General features: G+C 68.6%; 17 protein-coding genes and 1 tRNA gene. 7 read left to right on the top strand and 11 right to left on the bottom strand.

Annotated elements, in window-relative coordinates; translation table 11 throughout:
- Positions 1-123: 123 nt before the first annotated feature.
- Together FMP39_RS26975 and FMP39_RS26970 are read right to left on the bottom strand one after the other, a co-directional pair.
- Positions 124-921 carry a TIGR00266 family protein gene (locus FMP39_RS26975; protein WP_140860201.1) on the bottom strand — a complete coding sequence of 266 codons (798 nt, stop codon included), beginning with the start codon at positions 919-921 and terminating at the stop codon, positions 124-126.
- 55 nt (positions 922-976) lie between these two features.
- Entirely contained in the window at positions 977-1501 is a 525-nt protein-coding gene (locus tag FMP39_RS26970; RefSeq protein WP_141593018.1) for a hypothetical protein, read from the bottom strand.
- A 179-nt stretch (positions 1502-1680) separates the two neighbouring features.
- Here FMP39_RS26970 and FMP39_RS26965 point away from each other — a divergent pair, with 179 nt between their 5' ends.
- From FMP39_RS26965 to FMP39_RS26945, 5 genes are all read left to right on the top strand, one after another.
- Entirely contained in the window at positions 1681-2898 is a 1218-nt protein-coding gene (locus tag FMP39_RS26965; protein WP_141593017.1) for a metallophosphoesterase, read from the top strand.
- A 51-nt stretch (positions 2899-2949) separates the two neighbouring features.
- Positions 2950-4044 (top strand): type IV pilus twitching motility protein PilT, encoded by a 1095-nt coding sequence (locus tag FMP39_RS26960; protein ID WP_141593016.1) that lies wholly within the window; start codon positions 2950-2952, stop codon positions 4042-4044.
- 152 nt (positions 4045-4196) lie between these two features.
- Complete coding sequence (locus FMP39_RS26955) at positions 4197-5819, top strand: DUF4419 domain-containing protein (protein WP_141593015.1); 1623 nt, start codon at positions 4197-4199, stop codon at positions 5817-5819.
- Between the two features lie 160 nt (positions 5820-5979).
- Entirely contained in the window at positions 5980-6513 is a 534-nt protein-coding gene (locus tag FMP39_RS26950) for a hypothetical protein (RefSeq protein WP_228558366.1), read from the top strand.
- A 10-nt stretch (positions 6514-6523) separates the two neighbouring features.
- Entirely contained in the window at positions 6524-7297 is a 774-nt protein-coding gene (locus FMP39_RS26945; RefSeq protein ID WP_141593014.1) for a DUF4157 domain-containing protein, read from the top strand.
- A gap of 195 nt (positions 7298-7492) precedes the next feature.
- Here FMP39_RS26945 and FMP39_RS26940 read toward each other — a convergent pair whose 3' ends face one another.
- Positions 7493-8206, bottom strand: coding sequence for a LysM peptidoglycan-binding domain-containing protein (locus FMP39_RS26940; protein ID WP_228558365.1), 714 nt, complete (start codon positions 8204-8206; stop codon positions 7493-7495).
- Between the two features lie 231 nt (positions 8207-8437).
- Between FMP39_RS26940 and FMP39_RS26935 the strand changes: the two genes are divergently transcribed.
- Both FMP39_RS26935 and FMP39_RS26930 read left to right on the top strand, forming a co-directional pair.
- Positions 8438-9001 (top strand): dual specificity protein phosphatase family protein, encoded by a 564-nt coding sequence (locus FMP39_RS26935; protein WP_228558364.1) that lies wholly within the window; start codon positions 8438-8440, stop codon positions 8999-9001.
- 317 nt (positions 9002-9318) lie between these two features.
- On the top strand, positions 9319-10434 hold the full coding sequence (locus FMP39_RS26930) for a hypothetical protein (RefSeq protein WP_141593012.1): 1116 nt from the start codon (positions 9319-9321) through the stop codon (positions 10432-10434).
- 66 nt (positions 10435-10500) lie between these two features.
- On the opposite strand, the gene FMP39_RS26925 is transcribed toward FMP39_RS26930, so the two are convergent.
- From FMP39_RS26925 to glgX, 8 genes are all read right to left on the bottom strand, one after another.
- Positions 10501-12315, bottom strand: coding sequence for an acyl-CoA dehydrogenase (locus tag FMP39_RS26925; RefSeq protein ID WP_141593011.1), 1815 nt, complete (start codon positions 12313-12315; stop codon positions 10501-10503).
- Positions 12316-12370: 55 nt separating this feature from the next.
- Positions 12371-13495 carry a slipin family protein gene (locus tag FMP39_RS26920; protein ID WP_141593010.1) on the bottom strand — a complete coding sequence of 375 codons (1125 nt, stop codon included), beginning with the start codon at positions 13493-13495 and terminating at the stop codon, positions 12371-12373.
- A gap of 312 nt (positions 13496-13807) precedes the next feature.
- Positions 13808-13872 (bottom strand) — tRNA-OTHER (locus tag FMP39_RS26915).
- A gap of 293 nt (positions 13873-14165) precedes the next feature.
- Complete coding sequence (locus tag FMP39_RS26910) at positions 14166-15134, bottom strand: hypothetical protein (protein WP_228558363.1); 969 nt, start codon at positions 15132-15134, stop codon at positions 14166-14168.
- Positions 15135-15374: 240 nt separating this feature from the next.
- The gene (gene bla, locus FMP39_RS26905; protein WP_141593009.1) at positions 15375-16160 is read right to left on the bottom strand and encodes a subclass B1 metallo-beta-lactamase; all 786 of its coding nucleotides are present in this window, start codon (positions 16158-16160) and stop codon (positions 15375-15377) included.
- 105 nt (positions 16161-16265) lie between these two features.
- Positions 16266-16700, bottom strand: a complete 435-nt coding sequence (locus FMP39_RS26900; RefSeq protein WP_228558362.1) for a hypothetical protein — start codon at positions 16698-16700, stop codon at positions 16266-16268.
- 204 nt (positions 16701-16904) lie between these two features.
- Positions 16905-17555, bottom strand: coding sequence for a class I SAM-dependent methyltransferase (locus tag FMP39_RS26895; protein WP_228558361.1), 651 nt, complete (start codon positions 17553-17555; stop codon positions 16905-16907).
- Between the two features lie 126 nt (positions 17556-17681).
- Positions 17682-19808: a glycogen debranching protein GlgX gene (glgX, locus tag FMP39_RS26890; protein WP_141593006.1), complete on the bottom strand. Its 2127-nt coding sequence runs from the start codon at positions 19806-19808 to the stop codon at positions 17682-17684.
- Between the last annotated feature and the right edge of the window lie 8 nt (positions 19809-19816).

The following is a 19816-nucleotide window of genomic DNA, read 5'->3' as shown; positions in this document are numbered from 1 at the left end:
AGCATTGAGGAATTGCGTCGACAGGCGCGCAGGGAGTTTCGGCGGCTCCAGCACCGCCCTGCCACCCTCCGCGCCTACTTCGCTCACGCCGGCCTACCTCTTAACTCGACAAGCTGAAGCTCATTAGTCGTCGCCGAGCAGGCTGCCCAGGCCGACACCCCCCAGCACGCTGCCCTCGTCGCGAGCGCCACCCGGGCGCGAGGCGGAGAGGATGCGGCCCGCGAGCCGGCTGAACGGGAGCGACTGGAGCCACACCTTGCCGGGGCCGCGCAGCGTGGCGAAGAAGAGGCCCTCGCCGCCGAAGAAGGCCGTCTTGATGCCGCTCACCATCTGGATGTCGTAGTCCACGGTGGGCTGGAACGCGACGATGCAGCCGGTGTCCACGCGCAGCAGCTCACCCGGGCCCAGCGTGCGCTCGTGCAGCGTGCCGCCGGCGTGGATGAAGGCGAGCCCGTCACCCTGGAGCCGCTGCATGATGAAGCCCTCGCCGCCGAACAGGCCGGTGCCCAGCTTCTTCTGGAAGGCGATGCCCAGCGACACGCCCTTGGCCGCGGCGAGGAAGCTGTCCTTCTGCGCGATGAGCTCGCCGCCGAGCTCACTCAGGTTCACCGGGATGATTTTTCCCGGGTAGGGCGCGGCGAAGGACACCTTGCGCTTGCCGCTACCGCTCTTGTTGAGGAAGACGGTGGTGAAGAGGGACTCACCCGTCAGCAGGCGCTTGCCCGCGCCGAGCAGCGAGCCGAAGAAGCCGCTCGTCTTCTCCGAGCCGTCACCGAAGATGGTCTCCATCTCGATGCCGTCCTCCATGTACATGAGGGTGCCGGCTTCGGCGACCGCGGCTTCTCCTGGGTCCAACTCCACTTCGACGAACTGCAGGTCCTCGCCGTAGATGTGGAAGTCCACTTCGTGCATGCGTGCCATGGATGCGCTCCGTCGTGAGGGAAACGGCGCGCACCATAGCCGCCCGGCGGTGGGGCTACCGCGACAGAATCAAAGCCAGGGTGGCCACGAGCCGGGCGTCGTTGCCGCCAATGGCAGGCGGAATCGACAGCGATACCGGGTTCTCCAATCCGGCGAGACATGAACGCCAGCCTTGATAGCGGCCCTCCTCGGAGGCCTTGAGCTGGTAGCTGCACCGGCCCACGTCGCCCTTGAACGTCTGCGGCGTCACCTGGAAGTCGGTGAGCTGCCCTCCGAACGTGCCCTTGGCGCGCAGGGCTCCTTCTTCCTGCGTCATCCGCAGGTCCACGGGACCGCTTCCATAGATGCCGCGGACCCGCGCGGCGTCCAGCGTGAGGTTGAGGGGCCTGCCGAAGGCACGGCCTCGAAGGGAGCCGTCGCTGAAGCCGACCTGCAGGTCAGGACTGGTGAGGTCGCGGTCGGTGACGCGCGCGTTGAGCGCGACCCGAGGCGTTCGCAGGTCCAGGTACTGGACGGGCTGGGCCCAGGCCGAGCCAGCCGCTGCAAGCAGTGCGGCTGTGAAGATACGTGAAGTTTTCATGCTTTGAACGTAGCTGGCTCGCCAAGCCGCCGCCCGTGCCTTACGTGTGGTGCACGAGCTGAGGCGTTGCCTCGCCTGGCGTACGGGCGGGTTGCCGGGCATCGGCAGTCTGTTGTCGTTATGTCCCCGCGTTCCGGACGCGGTCATGGCTGGCACCGGTGAGAAGGAGGACGTCGTTCGTGGCGGAGCTGACCCCAGGTGTGGAGCAGGAGGCCCAGCGGCCTAGAGTGTCCCTGTCGCTGGCGTTGCGGTGGTTGATGTCGCTGGGTGGCATCCTCACGTTGATGGGCGGGCTGCACGCGTACATCGCGGTGCGCCTGTTCGTGAGCCCGCAGCTGCCCCTGCCGTGGGCATGGCTGGGGCCCGTCCTGGTGGCGCTGCTCTTCCTGTCGCTGCCCGTGGGGATGGTGGCGTCGCGCCGCGAACCGACTCTCTGGGCGCAGGTGCTCCAGTGGACGTCCTACGTGTGGCTGGGCGCCTTCGGCATCCTGCTGAGCGCGGTGGTGGTCGCGGACTTGGTGGGGCTGGGCCTGTCGTGGTCGGGCGTGGTGACGGACGCGTTGGCCCTGGCCCGGGGCAAGGCCCTGGTGGCGGTGGGGGTGACGGTGCCGGCGGTGGTGTACGCCTTCATCACGGCGCGTGGCCGGGCGACGGTGGAGCGGGTGACGGTGCCGGTGGCGGGCCTGGCACCCGGGCTCAGCGGCCTGAGGGTGGTGCAGATTTCGGACATCCACGTGGGGCCCACGTTGGACGGCCGCTGGCTGCGGCGCGTGGTGGAGCAGGTGAATGCGCTCCAGCCGGACGTGGTGGCGGTGACGGGCGACCTGGTGGACGGCCCCGTGGACGCGCTACGGGACGAGGTGAAGCCCCTGTCGGAGCTGCGCGCGTCACTGGGCGTCTTCTACGTCACCGGCAATCACGAGTACTACCATGGGGGACCGGCCTGGGCGGCGGAGGTGGCGCGCCTGGGGCTCACCGTCCTTCAGAACGAGCACCGGGTGGTGGAGCGCGACGGAGCGCGGCTCACCATCGCGGGGGTGACGGACCATGACGCGGGCCACATCATTCCCTCGCATGCCAGCCGTCCGGAGCTGGCACTGCGCGGGGCGCCGCAGGGCGTGCCGCGTCTGTTGTTGGCCCACCAGCCCCGGTCCGCCCTGCGCGTGGCGGAGGCTGGCGTGATGGTAGACCTGCAGCTTTCCGGGCACACGCACGGTGGACAGGTGTTTCCCTTCATGTTCCTCGTCAAGTTGCAGCAGCCGGTGGTGCGCGGTCTGGCAACCATTGCCGGCGTGCGCGTCTATACCCACAGAGGGACAGGCTATTGGGGGCCGCCGCTGCGATTGGGGCCCTCGCCTGAGATTGCGGAACTGACTCTGGTGTCTGCCCCGGGGTGATTGCGAACCATGTGCAACTGTTGAGTATCCGCCTAGAGTCCGGGGCCTTCCTTGCTGACGAGGGTCACTCCCCTGGATCTGGCAACGCTCAACAAGCTGCTCGCGGTCGGTGTGCAGAACGGTGCATCGGACATCCACTTCCGGCCGGGGGATCCGCCCATCTACCGGGTCAATGGTGCGCTCCGGCCCTTGAAGATGGAGAAGCTTCACGCGGACCACACGCGACAGGTGGCAGTCCATGTCGTGTCGGACCCCGAGGTGAAGAAGCAGATTGACACGCTTCAGGAGTGCGACGCGTCCTACAGCCTCCCAGGCGTGGCGCGCTTCCGGGTGAATATCTACCGGCAGCGGGGCTCGTTGGCGTGCATCCTGCGCATCATCCCGGACGAAATCCCAACCATTGACGGACTGGGATTGCCGCAGGTATTGAAGAAGATTGCCGGCAACGAGCGCGGGCTGGTGCTGGTGACGGGCGCGACGGGCTCTGGGAAGAGCTCCACGCTGGCGGCGATGATTGACCACATCAATCGCACGGAGAACCTGCACGTCCTCACCATCGAGGACCCCATCGAGTTCATCTACAAGAACATCAAGTCCTCCATCTCCCAGCGGGAGATTGGTCCGGACACGCAGAGCTTCGCGATTGCGCTGCGCGCGGCGCTGCGCCAGGACCCGGACGTCATCCTGGTGGGCGAGATGCGCGACACGGAGACCATCGACATCGCGCTCAAGGCGTCGGAGACGGGCCACCTGGTGCTCTCCACGGTGCACACGACGGATGCGTCACGCACCATCAACCGCCTGGTGTCGGTGTTCCCCGCCGAAGAGCAGACGATGGTGCGCATGCGCCTGGCGGACTGCCTCAAGGCCACGGTGTCGCAGCGCCTGCTGCCCCGGGCCAGCGGCAAGGGCCGCACCGTGGCGTTGGAAATCATGGTGCAGACGAAGACGGTGGAGCAGTACATCCGCGACGACCGCGCCAACGAGCTGAAGGACGTCATCGAGAAGGGCCGAGACATGTTCGGCATGCAGTCCTTCGACCAGCACCTGACGCAGCTCTATCGGGAGGGACTCATCACCCTGGAGACGGCGCAGAGCGCGGCCTCCAACCCGGCCGACTTCCAGCGCGCGCTCGAGTTCGAGTGAGCGCGGGGCGTGGATGACGGGGCGGGCAACCGCCTCGCCCGGGCTGGAGGGACTGTCACACGCCCCCGGTCAGGACAGCGCCGCCGAGGCATCGGCCGGCGCACAGGGCGCCGTGTGCCCTGTACAATCCAGGTCACCGGGAGGGGCAGCCAATGCTGACGTTCGAGGTGGATTCCGTCGAGGAGGCCTCGGCGCCTCCCGTCACCGCGCCGTTGGAGACGTTCGTGAAGGACGCGCTCTGGATGGCGCCTGGGCCGGGCACGCGGGTGCTGGAGACCCGGGGTGTTCATCCGTTGCTGGCCGCCGTCCACACGGCCTTCGCGGAGCATCGGCCGCTGGTGCTTTCGCCGGACGCCATCTGGCTCACCCTCGCGGAGGGCGTGGCGCAGCACATCCGGTTGAACGCGGAGTCCCTCCGAAGCCGCCTCGTCCGGCACGCGGGCCGGAAGACGCTGAACGTCGAGGTCATCTCGCCGCCGACGGAGGCGCCGGACTTCTTGCTGCTGCTCTCCGCGTTTCGTCAGCAGCTCCGCGAGGCCTTGGGCCCGGGGTTGCCCCGGTTGCTGTCGTGTGACTTCTCCACCAGCACCGACGTCGAGCGCATGGCGGGAGATGTGGTGCTGATGGACGCCATGTCGCCGTATTTCGATTATGCGTTCACGACGGTCTGCGGCATCCCCCGCATCACCCTGTTGGGAACGCCCGAGGACTGGCGCTCCATCCGCCGCCGCATCGACGTCATCCATGAACTGGACCTGGGGTGGTGGACGTCTTCGCTGGTGCCCATCGCGGACGCCTTCGTGAGCGCAGCCGAGGGAAATCCCCACCGGCCGTTCTGGCAGCAGCTCTACAAGCCCCGGGAGGCCTATGGCGGGGAGCTCGCCACGGGCTGGATGGCGCGGTTGTTCCCCTACGTCGCGTCCGCCGGGGGCTACTCGCGACGGAACCCCCTGCTGGAGCGCTCTCATGCCGAGCTGATGGCTTCGCGCAAGGCGAAGAAGAAGGCACTGGGCCCTGGGGGGCCGGGGGTGTCGTTGAAGGAGGTTCCGGCACGCCTCTCGAGCGTGGCTCTTCATGTGAACGGACCGCCCGGCGGCATGCGTGAGACGTGGAGCCTGGAGGCGGGCGTCCTGACGGTGGAGGTGGATGGCGCGGGCGCGCTCCTGCCCAGGGCAGGGGTCGTCGTACGACGGGGAGAGGGGGCCTCGCTCCTGGAGTTCGTCGAGCGAATCCTCGCGGAGCATGCGGGGACGCGCGCCACCAGCGTGGGCACCTTCCGCGGCGGGGCCGAGCTCAACGCCCTCTATGACCACCTTCAGGAGGCCACGCTGTTCCCCGGCGAGCGCGCGTGGCGCATCCGCCCCTGTTCGGAGCATGCGGAGGTCCACATTCCCCTCGACTCGGATGGGAGCGACATGACGGCGGTCCTGGCGCTCGTCGACCTCCCCGATGGCACCGTGCTCGCGTGGCGGGATGGGCACGGAAGTGGGCTCCAATGCGTCGTCCAGTTGAAGGCGAGCGAGCTGGTGCCTTTGCCGAAGCCCAAGCCGAATGAAATCCATGGTTGGACCGTGGCCGGTGGGCGGCCAGGAATCCCCATCCTGCGCGCGCAGCAGCGGGCCGCGGACGTCCCCGTCGTCGGCACGTCTCTCGTGGCGGTGCTCACCCAGGCGCTCGAGCGCGGCGGCTCCACGGACCTCCCCACGCCGGGGATGCTCGGCGAGCGGCTGTTGCCCTGGGAGATCCGCCGAAGGCAGCGGAATAGAGTGGGTTAATCCAGACCCGATACACCTGGATAGGTGTTACTCCTGACTCACTGAACGGGCGTGTCAAGGTGCCCAACTCCACGGGTTTGGAGGTCCGGAAAAACAGGAATTGTGTCCAGCAATTGAAGCAAAGATTGATATTTCCGCTATTGCTGGTTATTGTCGCGTTGTGTCCAGCGCCCCCTCCCCCCTGATTCGCCGTGCGCAGTCCCTCCTCGATGCCCGCCATCTGGTGGAGGCTGGCGCACTGCGTCTTCCCATCGAGCCCACTCCCGCGCCCGCACGGCGTCACCGGAGCGTGCCCAAGGGGCCTCGGGTGATGCTCGTCTCGGAGGAGCCGCTCTTCCGGCTGGCGATGGGCCGCGAGCTGGCGTCAGACTTCGAGCTGGTCCCCACGTTGGGCATCGCGTCGGCGGATCGTCGGATGGACCTGGGCGTGGTGCCCGAGGCGGTGATCGTGGACCTGGACTCCGTGGAGCGAGCGGCCGTGCCGACCTTCCTGGCGCGGCTGGTGGAGCGCGACCTGGCGGGGCCACGCATCCTCGTGTCGTCCTACTTCCGTCCCGAGGTGGCGGCGGCCTACAGCGCCTCCAGCCTCACGCACTTCGCGCTGTCCCGCCCGTGGCGCCCGGGTGCGCTGCGCACGCTGGTGGAGTCCGTCATGGGGCTCTCCGGGCTGCGCGCCATGACGGCGGGGCGCTGAGGAACATGGAATGAGCCACGCGGCCACCTTCTCCGAGCGGCTGGTGGATGCGGGCCGGGGTCTGCTCACCGGTGTCTCGAGCGCGTCGGTGGGCGTGGCGCGCAGCGTGGGCGTGGTGCTGAAGGCGATGGGCGGAGGCGTGGCGCAGTGCGCGCGCGGCCGGCCTCGCGAGGGACTGCCCCAACTGGGCCAGGGCCTGACGCGCGTGGCGCAGCTCCCCGCGGATGCTGTGTTGATGGTGGGCGGGCGCGTGCTCAGCTCGGTGCAGGTGCTGGTCGGTCTGGAGCCGCCGGGCCGCCGCCTCTCGGCGGAGGAAATCGTCCGCCTGCGGCCCATCTTCGGAGACAGCCTGAACTACGCGGCGGTGCGGGTGAAGGTTGGCCGGCTGGGCCTGCTGGGCCTTCCCGGGCGGGCCTTCGCGCACGGCAACACCGTCTTCGTCCCGCCTCGGAGCGGAGGCGTGGACTTCGGCCTGCTCGTTCATGAGCTGACGCACGTGTGGCAGCACCAGCACGGCGGCACGGCCTACCTGAGCGCCGCGCTGGCCGCGCAGTGGTCCGGCGATGGATACGACTGGCGCAAGGGCGTGAGCCGCGAAAAGCGTTGGGCCCAGCTCAACCCCGAGCAACAGGCCCAGCTCATCGAGGACGCCGCCGTCGCCGGCCTCATCCCCTTCACCACGTCTGTGTCCCCGCGCATGAAGCTGCGGGGCTGGTCAGACGCGGCGCTCGACCTGCTGGATGAGGCCGTGGTCTGCCTGCACGCGGGCCGCGGCGCGCCCTGAGCGCTCACTGCTTGGGCGGGGCGAGCGGGTCGTGCTCGGAGAGGAGCCGGGACGCGCGCGCCTCATCCAGCCGCGCTGTCGCTGGCGCCCCGCCTTTGAGCCGTTGCGGGTGCCTGAATGCCAGCGGGGCCCCGTGCCCGCCTGGAAGGTCGGACGCGGAGCCCCGTGGGTGCTCGCTCATGGCTGTGAGGGCGCTCAGCCCCGGTACTGGTGCACCGCCATGATGGGGTAGTTCATGCTGGAGATGGTGACGCGCTGCGAGCCATCCGAGTTGACGTTGTTGGAGCCGATGAACGTCGGCTTGCCGTCCTTCCAGCCCGCGAACATCACCACGTGCTGGCCGCCGTTGGTCTTCATGGAGACCACGTCACCCGGCTTCGCGTCCTTCAGGTCGATGCGCTTGAACTTGGGGTCCCTGTCCAGCTTGGCCATCAGGCCCATCACGCTGTTGTCGTGCTGCGAGTCGGAAATCTGGCCGGACTGCTCCAGCACGGCGGACACGAAGTTGGCGCAGTTGACGTTGTTGGGGACCCAGTCCTCCATGTCCGCGCCCACGCCGTTCTTCTCCAGCTTCAGCGAGCCCGCGTTCTTGCCCAGGTGCTGCGACGCGATTTCGAAGGGGCTGCCCTTGGGGCCGCGGACGCCGGGGCCGGAGCTGCTGGGGCCCTGCACGTCCTGCGCACCGCCGCTGCTGCTGCCGCCGCCGCCCGTGGCGCCACCCGCGCGGCCCGCGGAGCCGCTCTCGAAGGTGTCCTTCGAACCGGGGATGTTCAGCGACTTGCCGGCGTAGATGAGGTCCGCGTTCTTGATCTGCGGATTCGCCTTCATCAGCGCGCTGACGCTGGTGTTGTAGCGCTGCGCCAGGTGGGAGAGGGTGTCGCCCGACTTGATGCGGTGGATGTTGCTCACGGGGGGCTCCGTAGGGTCTGGAGCGGCGCGAGGGCGCCGCATGTACGTCTTGTACCTATTCTCGGAGCCTGAGACCCGGAGTTGCGTGCCTCTTGATTTTCAAGGCCAGCGCCCCGGAACCCCCCGTGATTCCAGCGAATTCTCCAGAAGGTGGGTCGAAAAACACTTCGAAAAGCGTCCTGGCGTCCGCGGAGGCTGCCAGCGCCAGCGAGCTGCCCTACCTTGGGCGGCATGAGCGCGCTGTCCCGGAGATTGAACCTGGACTGGGTGCTGCCCTCGCTGGCGGTGGGGGGCCGCTTCCCCATCGATACGGCGGAGCACCTCGCGGGGGCGCTTGGCATCCGCTGTGTGGTGGACGTGCGGGTGGAGGCCTGTGACGACGAGCACGTCCTGCGCGAGCACGGCATCACCTTGTTGCACCTGCCCACCGAGGACCTCCGGGCCATCCGTGGCGACCGGCTGGATGACGGCGTCGCGTGGGTGACGGACCAGCTGGCCCAGGGCCACAAGGTCTACATCCACTGTGAGCATGGGGTGGGGCGCAGCGCGCTGCTCGCCTTGTGCGTCCTGGTGGCGCTGGGGCATCCACCGTTGGAGGCGCTGTCCCTGGCGAAGCGGCGGCGCTGGCAGGTGTCACCCAGCACGGAGCAACTGCGCACCTTCATGGCGTGGGCGGATGCCTGGCGTCAGCGAAACGCGGCGACGTGGCGTGTGCCCAGGTTGGAGGAGCTGGCCGCGATTGCGCACAGCCACCTGACCCAGCCGCCACCCGCTTCCCACGGGAATGAGGACTGAGGGAGCGCCACAAGGGCCGGCTTCCACCGGCAGGCCTGCCTGACTTTCCAACTGGGGACCATGCGCTGGCCGCCGCGTCCTATGACGCCCACGCTCCAGACGAGGCGGCCGGGCTGCGACATGCCGCGGCTCGTGACGCGGAGTTGCTGCTTCGTGAGCTGGCCCCGGTCAGCAGCCGTCCTCGGCTGGGCGGAGTGGGTGTGGACGCGCGGATGTAATGACGCGCAATCCCGGCTTTACTGTCGTCCCCTGACATCTGGTGGCCCGCGGATGCCGAGGCGCTTGAAGCGGGCGAGGGCTCCGCGCATGGTGCTGGTGTGAGCTCCATTCCTCATCCTGACTTCACGGCCGCGCGTTTCTCCTCCTGTCCGGACGCGCGCTTCCAGCCTGCGCCCGCGGACGGCGTGTTGCCGGAGGGCTTCTTCACCACGACGAATCTACCCACCTACGTGCGCGTGGGCGGCGCGTGGCGCATGCCGCGCGAGCCGCGCATGGACGGGGCGCTGGTGCTGGATGCCCAAGGCGAGCTGTGGATTCGCGAAGGCCGTCGCGTGCGTGCGGGCGAGCGCGTGGTGGTGGGCCTCGCGGAGGACGGCAGCGAAGGCGTGTTCGTGAACTCCGCCTACCTCGCGGATGAGGGTGAGGGGGAGTTCAAGTTCATGACGAGCGCGGTGTCCCGCGAGAAGCCCATCGACTACGCGCACATGGCCCGGGTGCTGGTGGACGAGCGCGAGCGCGGGGGCTACCCCATCTGGGTGACGGGGCCGGCGCTGGTGCATTCGCGGGCGCGCGCGGACATGACGTGGTTCGTCGCCAATGGCTTCGTGGGCGCGCTGCTGGCGGGCAACGCGGTGGCGGTGCATGACATCGAAGCCTCCATCTTCGGCACCACGCTGGGGATGAGCGGCTCGGGCGAGGCCACCTCGGGCGGCCACGGCTTGCACATGCGCGCCATCAACAAGGTGCGGGCGGCGGGCTCCATCGCCAAGGCGGTGGAGGCCGGGGTGATTACCAACGGCATCATGCACGCGTGCGTGGTGCACAAGGTGCCCTTCGTGCTGACGGGCTCCATCCGTGACGACGGACCGCTGCCGGATGTGGTGACGGACAACCTGGAGGCGCAGGTGGCCATGCGCGAGCACGCGGTGAAGTCCACCATGGCGGTGATGATCGCCACGGCGCTGCATGCCATCGCCACCGGAAACATGCTGCCGGCGTTCGTCACGGAGAAGGACGGCTCGCTGCGGGAGCTGCCCACCATCTGCGTGGACTCGTCCGAGTTCGTGGTGAGCAAGCTGAAGGACCGCGGCACGCACCAGGCTTTTGGCGTGGTGACGAACGCGCAGGACTTCATGCATGTCCTGCGGCTGTACGTGGAGCGTGACCTGGCGGCGCGCGGGCTGCCGGTGCCGGGGGACGCGCTGAGGAAGTAGCGAGCGCCTCCCGGCCGCGACGGCGGGCCTGGCACCCGTGGCCAGGCTCGCCTGGGTGTCTCCGCGTCAGAACGACTCTTCCGGCACCTCCATCAGGTCCAGGTTGCCGTGCTCCACCATGCGGGCGGCGTGGGCGACGCCGGGCAGCACCTCGTGGCAGAACCAGCGGGCGCTGGCGAGCTTGCCCACGTAGAAGGCGCGGTCCCCGGGGTTGCTCTTCATGCGCTCCAGCGCGACCTCCGCGTGGCGCACCAGCAGCCAGCCGATGACGACCTCCGCGACGGCGGTCAGCACGCGGTTGCCCTGCAGGCCCACGTGATAGACGGACTCGCCCAGCTTGCCCATCAGCGTGCCGAGCATCGTCTCCAAATCGCCCAGCGCGCGGCCCAGCGCTGCGCGCTCGGCCTCCAGCTCCTTCCCCTCACCGGTGCGCTCGGCCGTCTCGCGAATCTGGGACAGCAGGCCCTGGAGCGTCGCGCCGCCGTCACGCGCCACCTTGCGCATGAGCAGGTCGAGCGCCTGGATGTGCGTGGTGCCCTCGTAGAGCGTGTCGATTTTCTGGTCCCGGATGTACTGCTCCACCGGGTAGTCCTGCAGGTAGCCGGAGCCGCCGTGGACCTGGAGCGACAGCGCCAGCAGCTCGTAGGCCTTCTCCGAGCAGTAGCCCTTCACCAGCGGCAGCAGCATGTCGTTGAGCGTGTCCAGCTCACCCGCCTCGGTGGCGCGGTGGCCGCCCTTGCGCTCCACGCCGTCCTGGATGAACGCGGTGTAGAGGCACAGCGCGCGCATGCCCTCCGCGTGGGCCTTCTGCGCCATCAGCATTCGGCGCACGTCGGGGTGACGGAAGATGGGCACGCGGGGGGCCGTCTTGTCCCGGGCCTGCATCAGGTCCGCGCCCTGGAGGCGGTCCTTGGAGAAGGCCAGCGCGCGGCCGTAGCCGGCGGACAGCGTGGCCATGGACTTCACGCCCACCGCCATGCGGGCCTGCTCGATGATGTAGAACATCTGCCGGATGCCGTCGTGGACCTCGCCCAGCAGCAGGCCGCGACAGGGCTTCCCGTCGCCGAAGGTCAGCTCACAGGTGACGGAGCCCTTCAGCCCCATCTTCTTCTCCAGCTTGGTGCACACCACGCCGTTGGCTTCACCCAGGCTGCCGTCCTCGTTCACCCAGTACTTGGGCACGACGAACAGCGACAGGCCCTTGGTGCCAGGCGCCGCGCCCTCCGGACGCGCGAGCACCATGTGGATGATGTTCTCGGACATGTCCGAGTCACCGTTGGTGATGAAGCGCTTCACCCCTTCGATTTCCCAGACGTCGTCGGAGACGCGGCGGGCCTTGGTGCGGGCGGCGCCCACGTCACTGCCAGCGTCGGGCTCGGTGAGCACCATGGAGCCACCCCAGCGGCGGTCCAGCATGTGCGGCAGGAAGCGCTGCTTCTGCGCGTCCGTGCCCAGCCGGTCGATGATGCGCGCCAGCAGGTTGCCCAGCGTGTAGAAGGCCAGCGAGGCATTGGCGCCCACCAGCAGCTCGAACGCGGCCCAGCCCAGGGAGGGCGGCGCGCCCAGGCCGCCCAGGTGTGGCGGCTGCTCCAGCAGGTGCATGCCCGCGTCGAAGAAGGCGTTCATCGCCTTCTTCAGTCCGGGCGGCAGCGTCACCTCGCCATTCTCGAGCTTCGGCGGGTTGTGCTCCGGCTCCTCGAAGCTCTGGGCCAGCTCGTTGGTGCTGAGCTGGGCGAACATCTGGAGCATCTGGCGTGCGGCCGTCTCGTCCAGGTCCCCAAAGGGTGCGTGGCCCAGCGAGGCTCGGCCGATATCGAGGAACTCGAAGAGGTTGAACTCGATATCGCGCAGGTTGGGGACGTAGTGGTTCGAAGACGACATCTCAGGCTCCTCGCGGGTGTGGGGCCGCGAGGCTAACCCGAGATTGATTTGCGAGTCAGTGACTCTTGAGCTGCAGGGTGGGCACCGCGCCCTCGCCGAGGACGAGGTGCACCTGCCCCACCTTGGACGCGAGGTCCTTGTAGGCCTCCAGTTCCTTGAGGCGAACCAGCAGCGGGTTCTCCGCCAGCACCTTGGCCGTCTGCGCCATGGAGCGGGTGGCGGCCGTCTCCTCGCGTCGCAGGATGACGTTGGCCTCCGCTTCCTTCTGCGCCTGGATGACGCGGTTGAGCAGCTCCTTCATCTCACCCGGGAGGACGACGTCCTTGATGCCGAAGCGCAGCAGGTCCAGGCCCACCGTGTGGGCGCGGTCCTTCACCTGGGTGAAGAGGCTTTCGGCCACGGCTTCTCGCGAGGCGAGCAGCTCATCCAGCGTTCGCTCCGACACGGCCTCACGCGCGGCCAGCTGCATGGCCAGGTAGAGGACGTCATCCGGAGCGCGGGACACGACAGCGAGCCGACGCGCGTCCGAGACGCGGAAGGCCGCTGACAGGTTGAGGCGCAGCGTGACGCGGTCCTTCGTCATCACCTCCTGGCCGGTGACGTGGAGCAGGCGCTCGCGCAGGTCGATGACGGCCAGCTGCACCTTGCGGGCGACGGTCCACGCGGCGTGGCGGCCCGGAGGAAGTTCGGCGTCCAGCACGCCATCCACGTAGCGGAGCACGACGGAGCCCTCGGTGGCGGTGGCCTCTGTGTAGTCGCTGGCGGGGACCAGGGCACGCACGTCGTCACGCAGCGGCGCCGTGGTGACACCCGAGGTGTCCACGCGCTCCACGTGCACGGTGGGCGCGCCGGGCGTCAGCTGACGGCTGGGAAGGCGCTCCACCGTCCACACCTGGTGCAGGCCCCGGCCGAGCCACCGCACGGGGCGGCCCTTGTGGAAGAGGATGGCGCGCTCATCGGCGCTCAGCTCCACGACCTGCAGGTCCGTCTCCGGCACGAGGGCCAGGAACGCCGGGTCGAGCTGGACGAGCGGCTGCTCGGTGCTCACGCGCACCAGCCGCACCTTTCGGAAGGGGTGAAGCAGCCAGTACCGGCCGGGAACGAGGTAGCGCTCCGGCTTCTCGTCCACCAGCACGAACGCCCGCTCATTCTGCCCGATATCCACACGCATGATGCTCATCGCGCACCTCCTTTCCCCCTCCGGGGGAGCTTGAAGAACCGGGACGTTTCAGTGCGCGTTCTCGCGCATGTCCCGGGTACTGCTGAAAAGTGAGGGCCCCACCGTTCACGGACGTGGAGCGCGGACTGCCTGTCCTGCCGCTTCCTGGCTGCTCGCGCCTGCGCGCCGGGCACCTCCGCGGACGGCGACAGGGGCTTCCGCTGACGGCTCGGAAGGGACCTTGTCGCCCTGGCGGGACGCCGGGCATCGAGGTGGGAGGGGTGGGAGGCGGTGGACCCGCGCTCACGTCAGCTCGCGGCGGAACCCTCTGGATTGAACGAAGGAATCGAACCTTCTCCGCAGGATTTGGACCTGTGCTCTACCAGTGAGCTAGTTCGGAGCCAGGCGCATCTGGCGCCTGCTTCCTGTTGGACCCGACGGGGGCCCGGCCGGGCGGTCCGAATTGAGGAAACCACTGCGAGCGATGGACCCGGGAACACCCTCGCCGGCACCTGGGCGCAGCGCGCCCCTGCCCGGAGTTGGGAGCCCGGGGACAGCCCCGTGACGCCTCTGGATTCCGCCGAGGTCGAGCGACGGGACGCGGCGTGGTGTCTGACAACGTTGATGGCGAGCACGCGGAAGGCCGCCCACTTCGTGTGAAGAGGCGGCCCCGTGGTGGTGTGTCCCGGCGTTACTTCACGGCGTCAGCGTCCTGGGGCACCAGTGGGATGGGCGCCTTCGCCGTCTGCTGCGCGGGCGTCGCCAGGATGGCCTCCTCCGGCTCGGCGGGCTGGAAGGATGGTTCAGGCTTCATCTGCGTGCACTCGGCCGCGTTCCGGGCACCGGGCCGCTTCTTCCCGGAGGACGACCGCGACTGATTCGCCTTCGCCATCGTCGCCGAAGACAGCTCGCACATGGGCGGCGTGTCCGTGTCGATGATGGGCTTCATCACCTTTGGCGGTGGCGCGGTCTGTGTTCCCTGTGACGACGAGCTCCGTCGTGCCGAGGACGACACGTCACCCCGGAGCGCCGCGTCGCTGCGCTGCGTGGAGTCGGTCTGCGTGTTCGCCAGTCCCTCACTGCTGGACGTGGAGGTGGCCGTCGCCACCGCGGATGGCGCGGGCTTCTTCGCTGCTTCACCCAACGCCTCCGCGAGCAGGCTGTTGCTCTCATGCATCTGGTTGCGCGCCCGCTCCATGCTGGCGTCGTGACGCGTGAGCTGCTCCGTGAGGGTGGCTTGATGCTGGTTGCGCTCCTTCTCGATGCTCGCCTTCAGCGTGTCCCGCTCTTGCGCCACCTCGCTCAGCCGCTGCTCCAGCGCGCCCTTCTCCGTGTTCAGGATGGTCTCCGTCCGGGCCATGCAGGCCGCGAGGACCTTCTCCTCGGACTCCCGCTCCGGCAGGGGTTCACTCCGGTTCCACGCCACCAGTGCGGTGCTCTGCCAGCGGTAGTCCGTGTGCATCACGCACTCCTGCACCAGCCGCGTGAGCCGGTCCTCGGACCACACGGGCACGGGCCGAGCGCAGGGCCCCACTTCCTCCTTGAGCGTGGAGGGAAAGGCCCGGGTCTGCTTCACCCAGCAACCGTCCCGCTGCTCCATCCGCACCGAGGTACACGCGCTCGCCACCATCGCGAGCGACACCGCAGCCACAAGCCTCATGTCTCCCTCCGTCCCCTACGCCCATTGGCCCGTGCTTCTCCGCGGGACGGTAGGAACGGCAAGGACTCGCGCCCATGTCTGTGAACCCTGGAGCCGTGTGGGAATGTCCAGGGACAGACCTTCAACGGCAGGCGAGCGAGCGTGGAGCGACCCACCACGGTGTGTTGGCCAACGCTCCTGCCCGTGCGGGCGAGGCACCGTTATATCGCCCGCGCCTGCCCGGTTGCTCCGCGAGGCCGCTCAGCGGAGCAGCGCTTCCGTGTGGCCCAGCAGCTCCGGCCCACCGGGCTGTCCGTGCCCCGGGACCACCACGCGCGCCTCCGGAAACCGCTGCCGCGTCCGCGACAGGCTCACGGGCCAGGCCGCCACGTCCGCGTCCGCCACGTTGCCCAGGTTCGTCGAGGCGCCGTCCTTCACGAAGCAGCCGCCGAACAGCACGCCGCTGTCCCGGTGCCACACGACGATGTTGTCCTTCGCGTGGCCCGCCCCTGGGAAGAAGAGTTCCAGGGAGCCCACCGTGCTCGCCTCGGCGAAGGTCTCCGTGGGGCCTGGCAGGCCCAGAGACGTGGCAATCCGTGCCGTCTCCTCCAAGCCATGGACGGGGATGCCATGCGGGACGAGCGCCGGAACACCGCCGAGGCGATCCTCATGGAAGTGCGTCACCACTGCCGTGCGGACCGGACGCCGAAGCGTGTCCCGGGCCCAGTCGAGCAGCAGCGCGCCCTGCCGTGCATCCCAGCCCGTGTCGACCAGCAAGGACGTTTCACCGTCCTCGATGATGAGCCCGTTGGTGGAGACGCGGCCGAATGGCTTCAGCGTCACCACCGTGACGTGCAACCACACGCCAGGCGCCAGCTTCCGCACGCTCACGTCATCCGCCAGCACGTACTCGTCCGGCCCCTGGGACTGCGCCTCCACGGGGATGTTCCGCTCCACCGCCGCGGCCGGCGTGGTTCGGGTGCAGGCGGTGCTCAGGGTGATGAGAAGAGCACCGGCACAAAGCCAACGAGGGGGAAGAAGCGTCATCGTCAAAAGCCTCGGCAGCGGCGATGCCGCGTCGGAGTGAAGGGGTTCGAGCGGCACGCCGAGGCGGGCCTGGGACCTGGCGCGGTGTGCTCCGGTTGTACCGAATCAGTGCGCCTCGGAGAGATGGGAGGTGGCGAGCCAACCCTTACCGTCGAACCGGTAGAGCCAGGTGGCATTCCCTTCACCCCAGTCGACCAGTCCTTGTCCCGGGGGCAGGGACGCGTCATTGGAGACGTAGCGCTGAAGGCAGCTCAGCTTGCGCGGCAGCGTCTGGACTTCCCGCAGGTGCCCGCCTCGCGTGAAGAGCACCCGCACCGGGACGGGCCCGTTGCACGAGTAGCCCTCGCCCGGGAAGGCATAGTCCTGCTCTCCATCCTGGTCGAAGTCACCCGGTACGCACGGCCAACCGTTCTCTTGCAGGGCGTCCAGGTCCACGCCGATCTCCTGAAGGTGGGGCGCCGCGTCTCCGACGTTTCCTACGCACAGGCACCGGAAGTTCGTTTCCGGGTCGCATCCGCCCTCCACGAGCGCAATCGACACGCTCGGCGGCGTTGTGTCGTCGCGGAGGGGGGCCTCCGCACAGCCCACGGCCATTGCCAGCAGAGACGCCCCGATGCAGGTCCAACGCAGCCGAATCACGTGTCGATGCCTCCTGGGAGGAGTCCAGTGCAAGCCTCGTGCACACCTTGGAGTGGCCGGGCTGTGGCCCTCTGGCACCGGAAGTGCGGTCCTGGAGCCACGCGCTCAGCGCCGCTCCACCTCCCACCACCCGAACCACATGGTCCGCTGTTCCGTGAGCTGCACCCAGCCGGGCGCATGCACGTACGTGCGTGGGAGTAGCCCTGCTTCCGTGACGGCCCGGGCGGTCTCCTCGAAGGAGTACAGGTGCAGCGTCACCGCCGGCCCCGCCGTTTGAATCGGCTGCACGGGCGCCTCGTGCCCGTCCAACCCCGGCCGCCGCTCCAGCACGGTGAAGAGCAGCTTGCCGCCCGGCTCCAGCGCCTCCGCGAGGTGTTTCAGCACGCGCGGCAGGTCGTCGCAGAAGTCCAGGCAGCCAATGGCGAGCGCGACGGTGAAGCGGCCCCAGTCAGGAGGAATCGGCTGGTGGTAGCTGTGTACATGCCACGCGCCACCCGGCCGTGCTGTCCGAGCCAGCGCGAGCATGTCCTCGGAGAGGTCGGTGCCAACCACGGCGATGGAGGCGTCCAGTCCCCGGGTGTGAAGCCCCGGCCCGCACCCCACGTCGAGCACGCGGGCGCCGGGTGCCACCACCGCCGCGAGGAACCGCTCCACCCGTTCCTCATACCGGTGCAGGACAGGAAAGAGCGCCTCGTAGGCCGAGGCAATCTCCCCGTACACCTGCTTCACGCCCTCTTCCTGTGCATCCCGCGACACGGTTCCTCCGGCTCGTGCGAGCGCCCTGGCGGCGGACCAGCTTCGCTCAGGCACACGCTCCGGCGCCGGCATGCCGCACCCGCCGGGGAAGGCCTCGGCGGAGAACCCTAGCATGCGGCATCTGCCTCAGTCCTCGACCTGCCGGAACACCGCGAGCGAGCGGCCGATGAGCTCGAACGTCTCACCTTTCACCGGCTCCGGTCCCCGGTTGTCGTCGGTGGTGCAGAGTTCCAGTTCCCAGCGTTGGCCCTGCGCGGTGGGGGGCAGCTTGTACGTCACCGGCTCATGGTGCGAGTTGAGCAGTATCAGCAGCGCGTCGCCGATGATGCGCTGCCCGCGCTCGTCCGGCGTGGGGATGGCGTCTCCGCCCAGGAGGAACGCCAGCGAGCGCACGAAGGGCTTCTCCCAGTCCTCCGCCTTCATCTCCGAGCCATCCGGCCGGAACCACGTCAGGTCCTTGTGCTCGGAGTCCCACAGGTGCTGGCCCTTGAAGAAGCGGCGGCGCTGGAGCACCGGCTGGCGGTGGCGGAAGTGGATGAGCTTGCGCGTGAACTCCAGCAGCTTCCGCCGCCGCTCATCCAGGTTCCAATCCACCCACGACAGCTCGTTGTCCTGGCAGTACGCGTTGTTGTTGCCACCTTGCGTGCGGCCCATCTCGTCACCCGCGACAATCATCGGGATGCCGGTGGACAGGAAGAGGGAGGCCAGCAGGTTGCGCTTCTGCCGCTCGCGCAGGGCGATGACGTCCGCTTGGTCCGTCTCGCCCTCTACGCCGCAGTTCCACGACTGGTTGTCGTCCGCGCCGTCACGGTTGTGCTCGCCGTTGGCCTCGTTGTGCTTGTGGCTGTACGTCACCAGGTCGTGCAGCGTGAAGCCGTCATGGGCGGTGACGAAGTTGATGCTCGCCTGGGGCCGCCGGTGTGCCTCCGCGTACAGGTCCGCGTTGCCCGTAAGCCGGTAGCCCATCTCGCTGGCGAGGTTCTCATCCCCCTTCCAGAAGCGGCGCAGTGCGTCCCGGTACTTGCCGTTCCACTCGCGCCAGGGCGGAGGGAAGCCGCCCACCTGGTAGCCGCCGAGGCCCACGTCCCAGGGCTCGGCGATGAGCTTCACGCGGCCGAGCACCGGGTCCTGGTGGATGATTTGGAACAGCGCCGCGTTGCGGTCGAACGCCCCCTCGCCCGTGCGGCCCAGCACCGTGGCGAGGTCGAAGCGGAACCCGTCCACGTGCATCTCCGTCACCCAGTAGCGGAGGCTGTCGATGATGAGCCGCGCCGCCTGCGGGTTGGACGCGTTGATGCTGTTGCCGCACCCGGTGAAGTCCAGGTAGTGCCGCCCGTCCGGCATCAGCCAGTAGTAGCTCGCGTTGTCGATGCCCTTGAGTGACAGCGTGGGCCCCAGGTGGTTGCCCTCGCAGGTGTGGTTGTAGACGACGTCGAGGATGACCTCGATGCCCGCGGCGTGCAGGTCCCTCACCATCGCCTTGAACTCGGCGACGGCGGCGCCGGGCGTCTTGCGGCTGGCGTAGTACTGCTCCGGCGCGAAGTAGCCCAGCGTGTTGTAGCCCCAGAAGTTGGACAGCTTCTTGTCGTCGAGGAACGAGTCGTCCGCGAAGGCATGCACCGGCAGCAACTCCACCGACGTCACGCCCAGCTTCAGCAGATGCTCGATGACGGGCGGGCAGGCCAGGCCCGCGTAGGTGCCACGCAGGTGTTCGGGCACACCGGGGTGGCGCATGGTGAGGCCGCGCACGTGAGCCTCGTACAGCACCGTCTTGCGCCAGCTGATGTCCGGGCGCCGGTCATTGCCCCAGTCGAAGTAGTCGCTCACCACCACGGACTTGGGCACGCCCGCCGCGCTGTCGCGTTCGTCTCGCGCCAGGTCCTGCTGCTCGTGCCCCAGTGGATAGCCGAACACCGGCTGGCGCCAGTCCACGTCGCCGTAGAGCGCCTTGGCGTAGGGGTCCACCAGCAGCTTGTGCGGATTGCAGCGGTGGCCCTTGGCGGGCTCGTACGGGCCATGAACGCGCAGGCCGTAGAGCGTGCCTGGCTCCAAGCCCGGCACGTAGCCGTGGTGCACGAAGTCCGTGGACTCCGGCAGGCCGAACCGTTCGATTTCGCGCGCCGGGTCCGCGGGGTCGAACAGGCAGACCTCCACGCGGGTCGCGACCTGGGAGTAGATGGCGAAGTTGACCCCTGAACCATCGAAGGTGGCGCCACGAGGCCAGGGCTTGCCCGGCCAGACTTCCCTACTCATTGCAGGCT

Source organism: Myxococcus sp. AB056 (assembly GCF_006547365.1).
Classification (GTDB): Bacteria; Myxococcota; Myxococcia; order Myxococcales; family Myxococcaceae; genus Myxococcus; species Myxococcus virescens.
The sequence above is the reverse complement of the archived record's forward strand: the minus strand, read 5'-3'. Positions and strand labels throughout refer to the sequence as shown.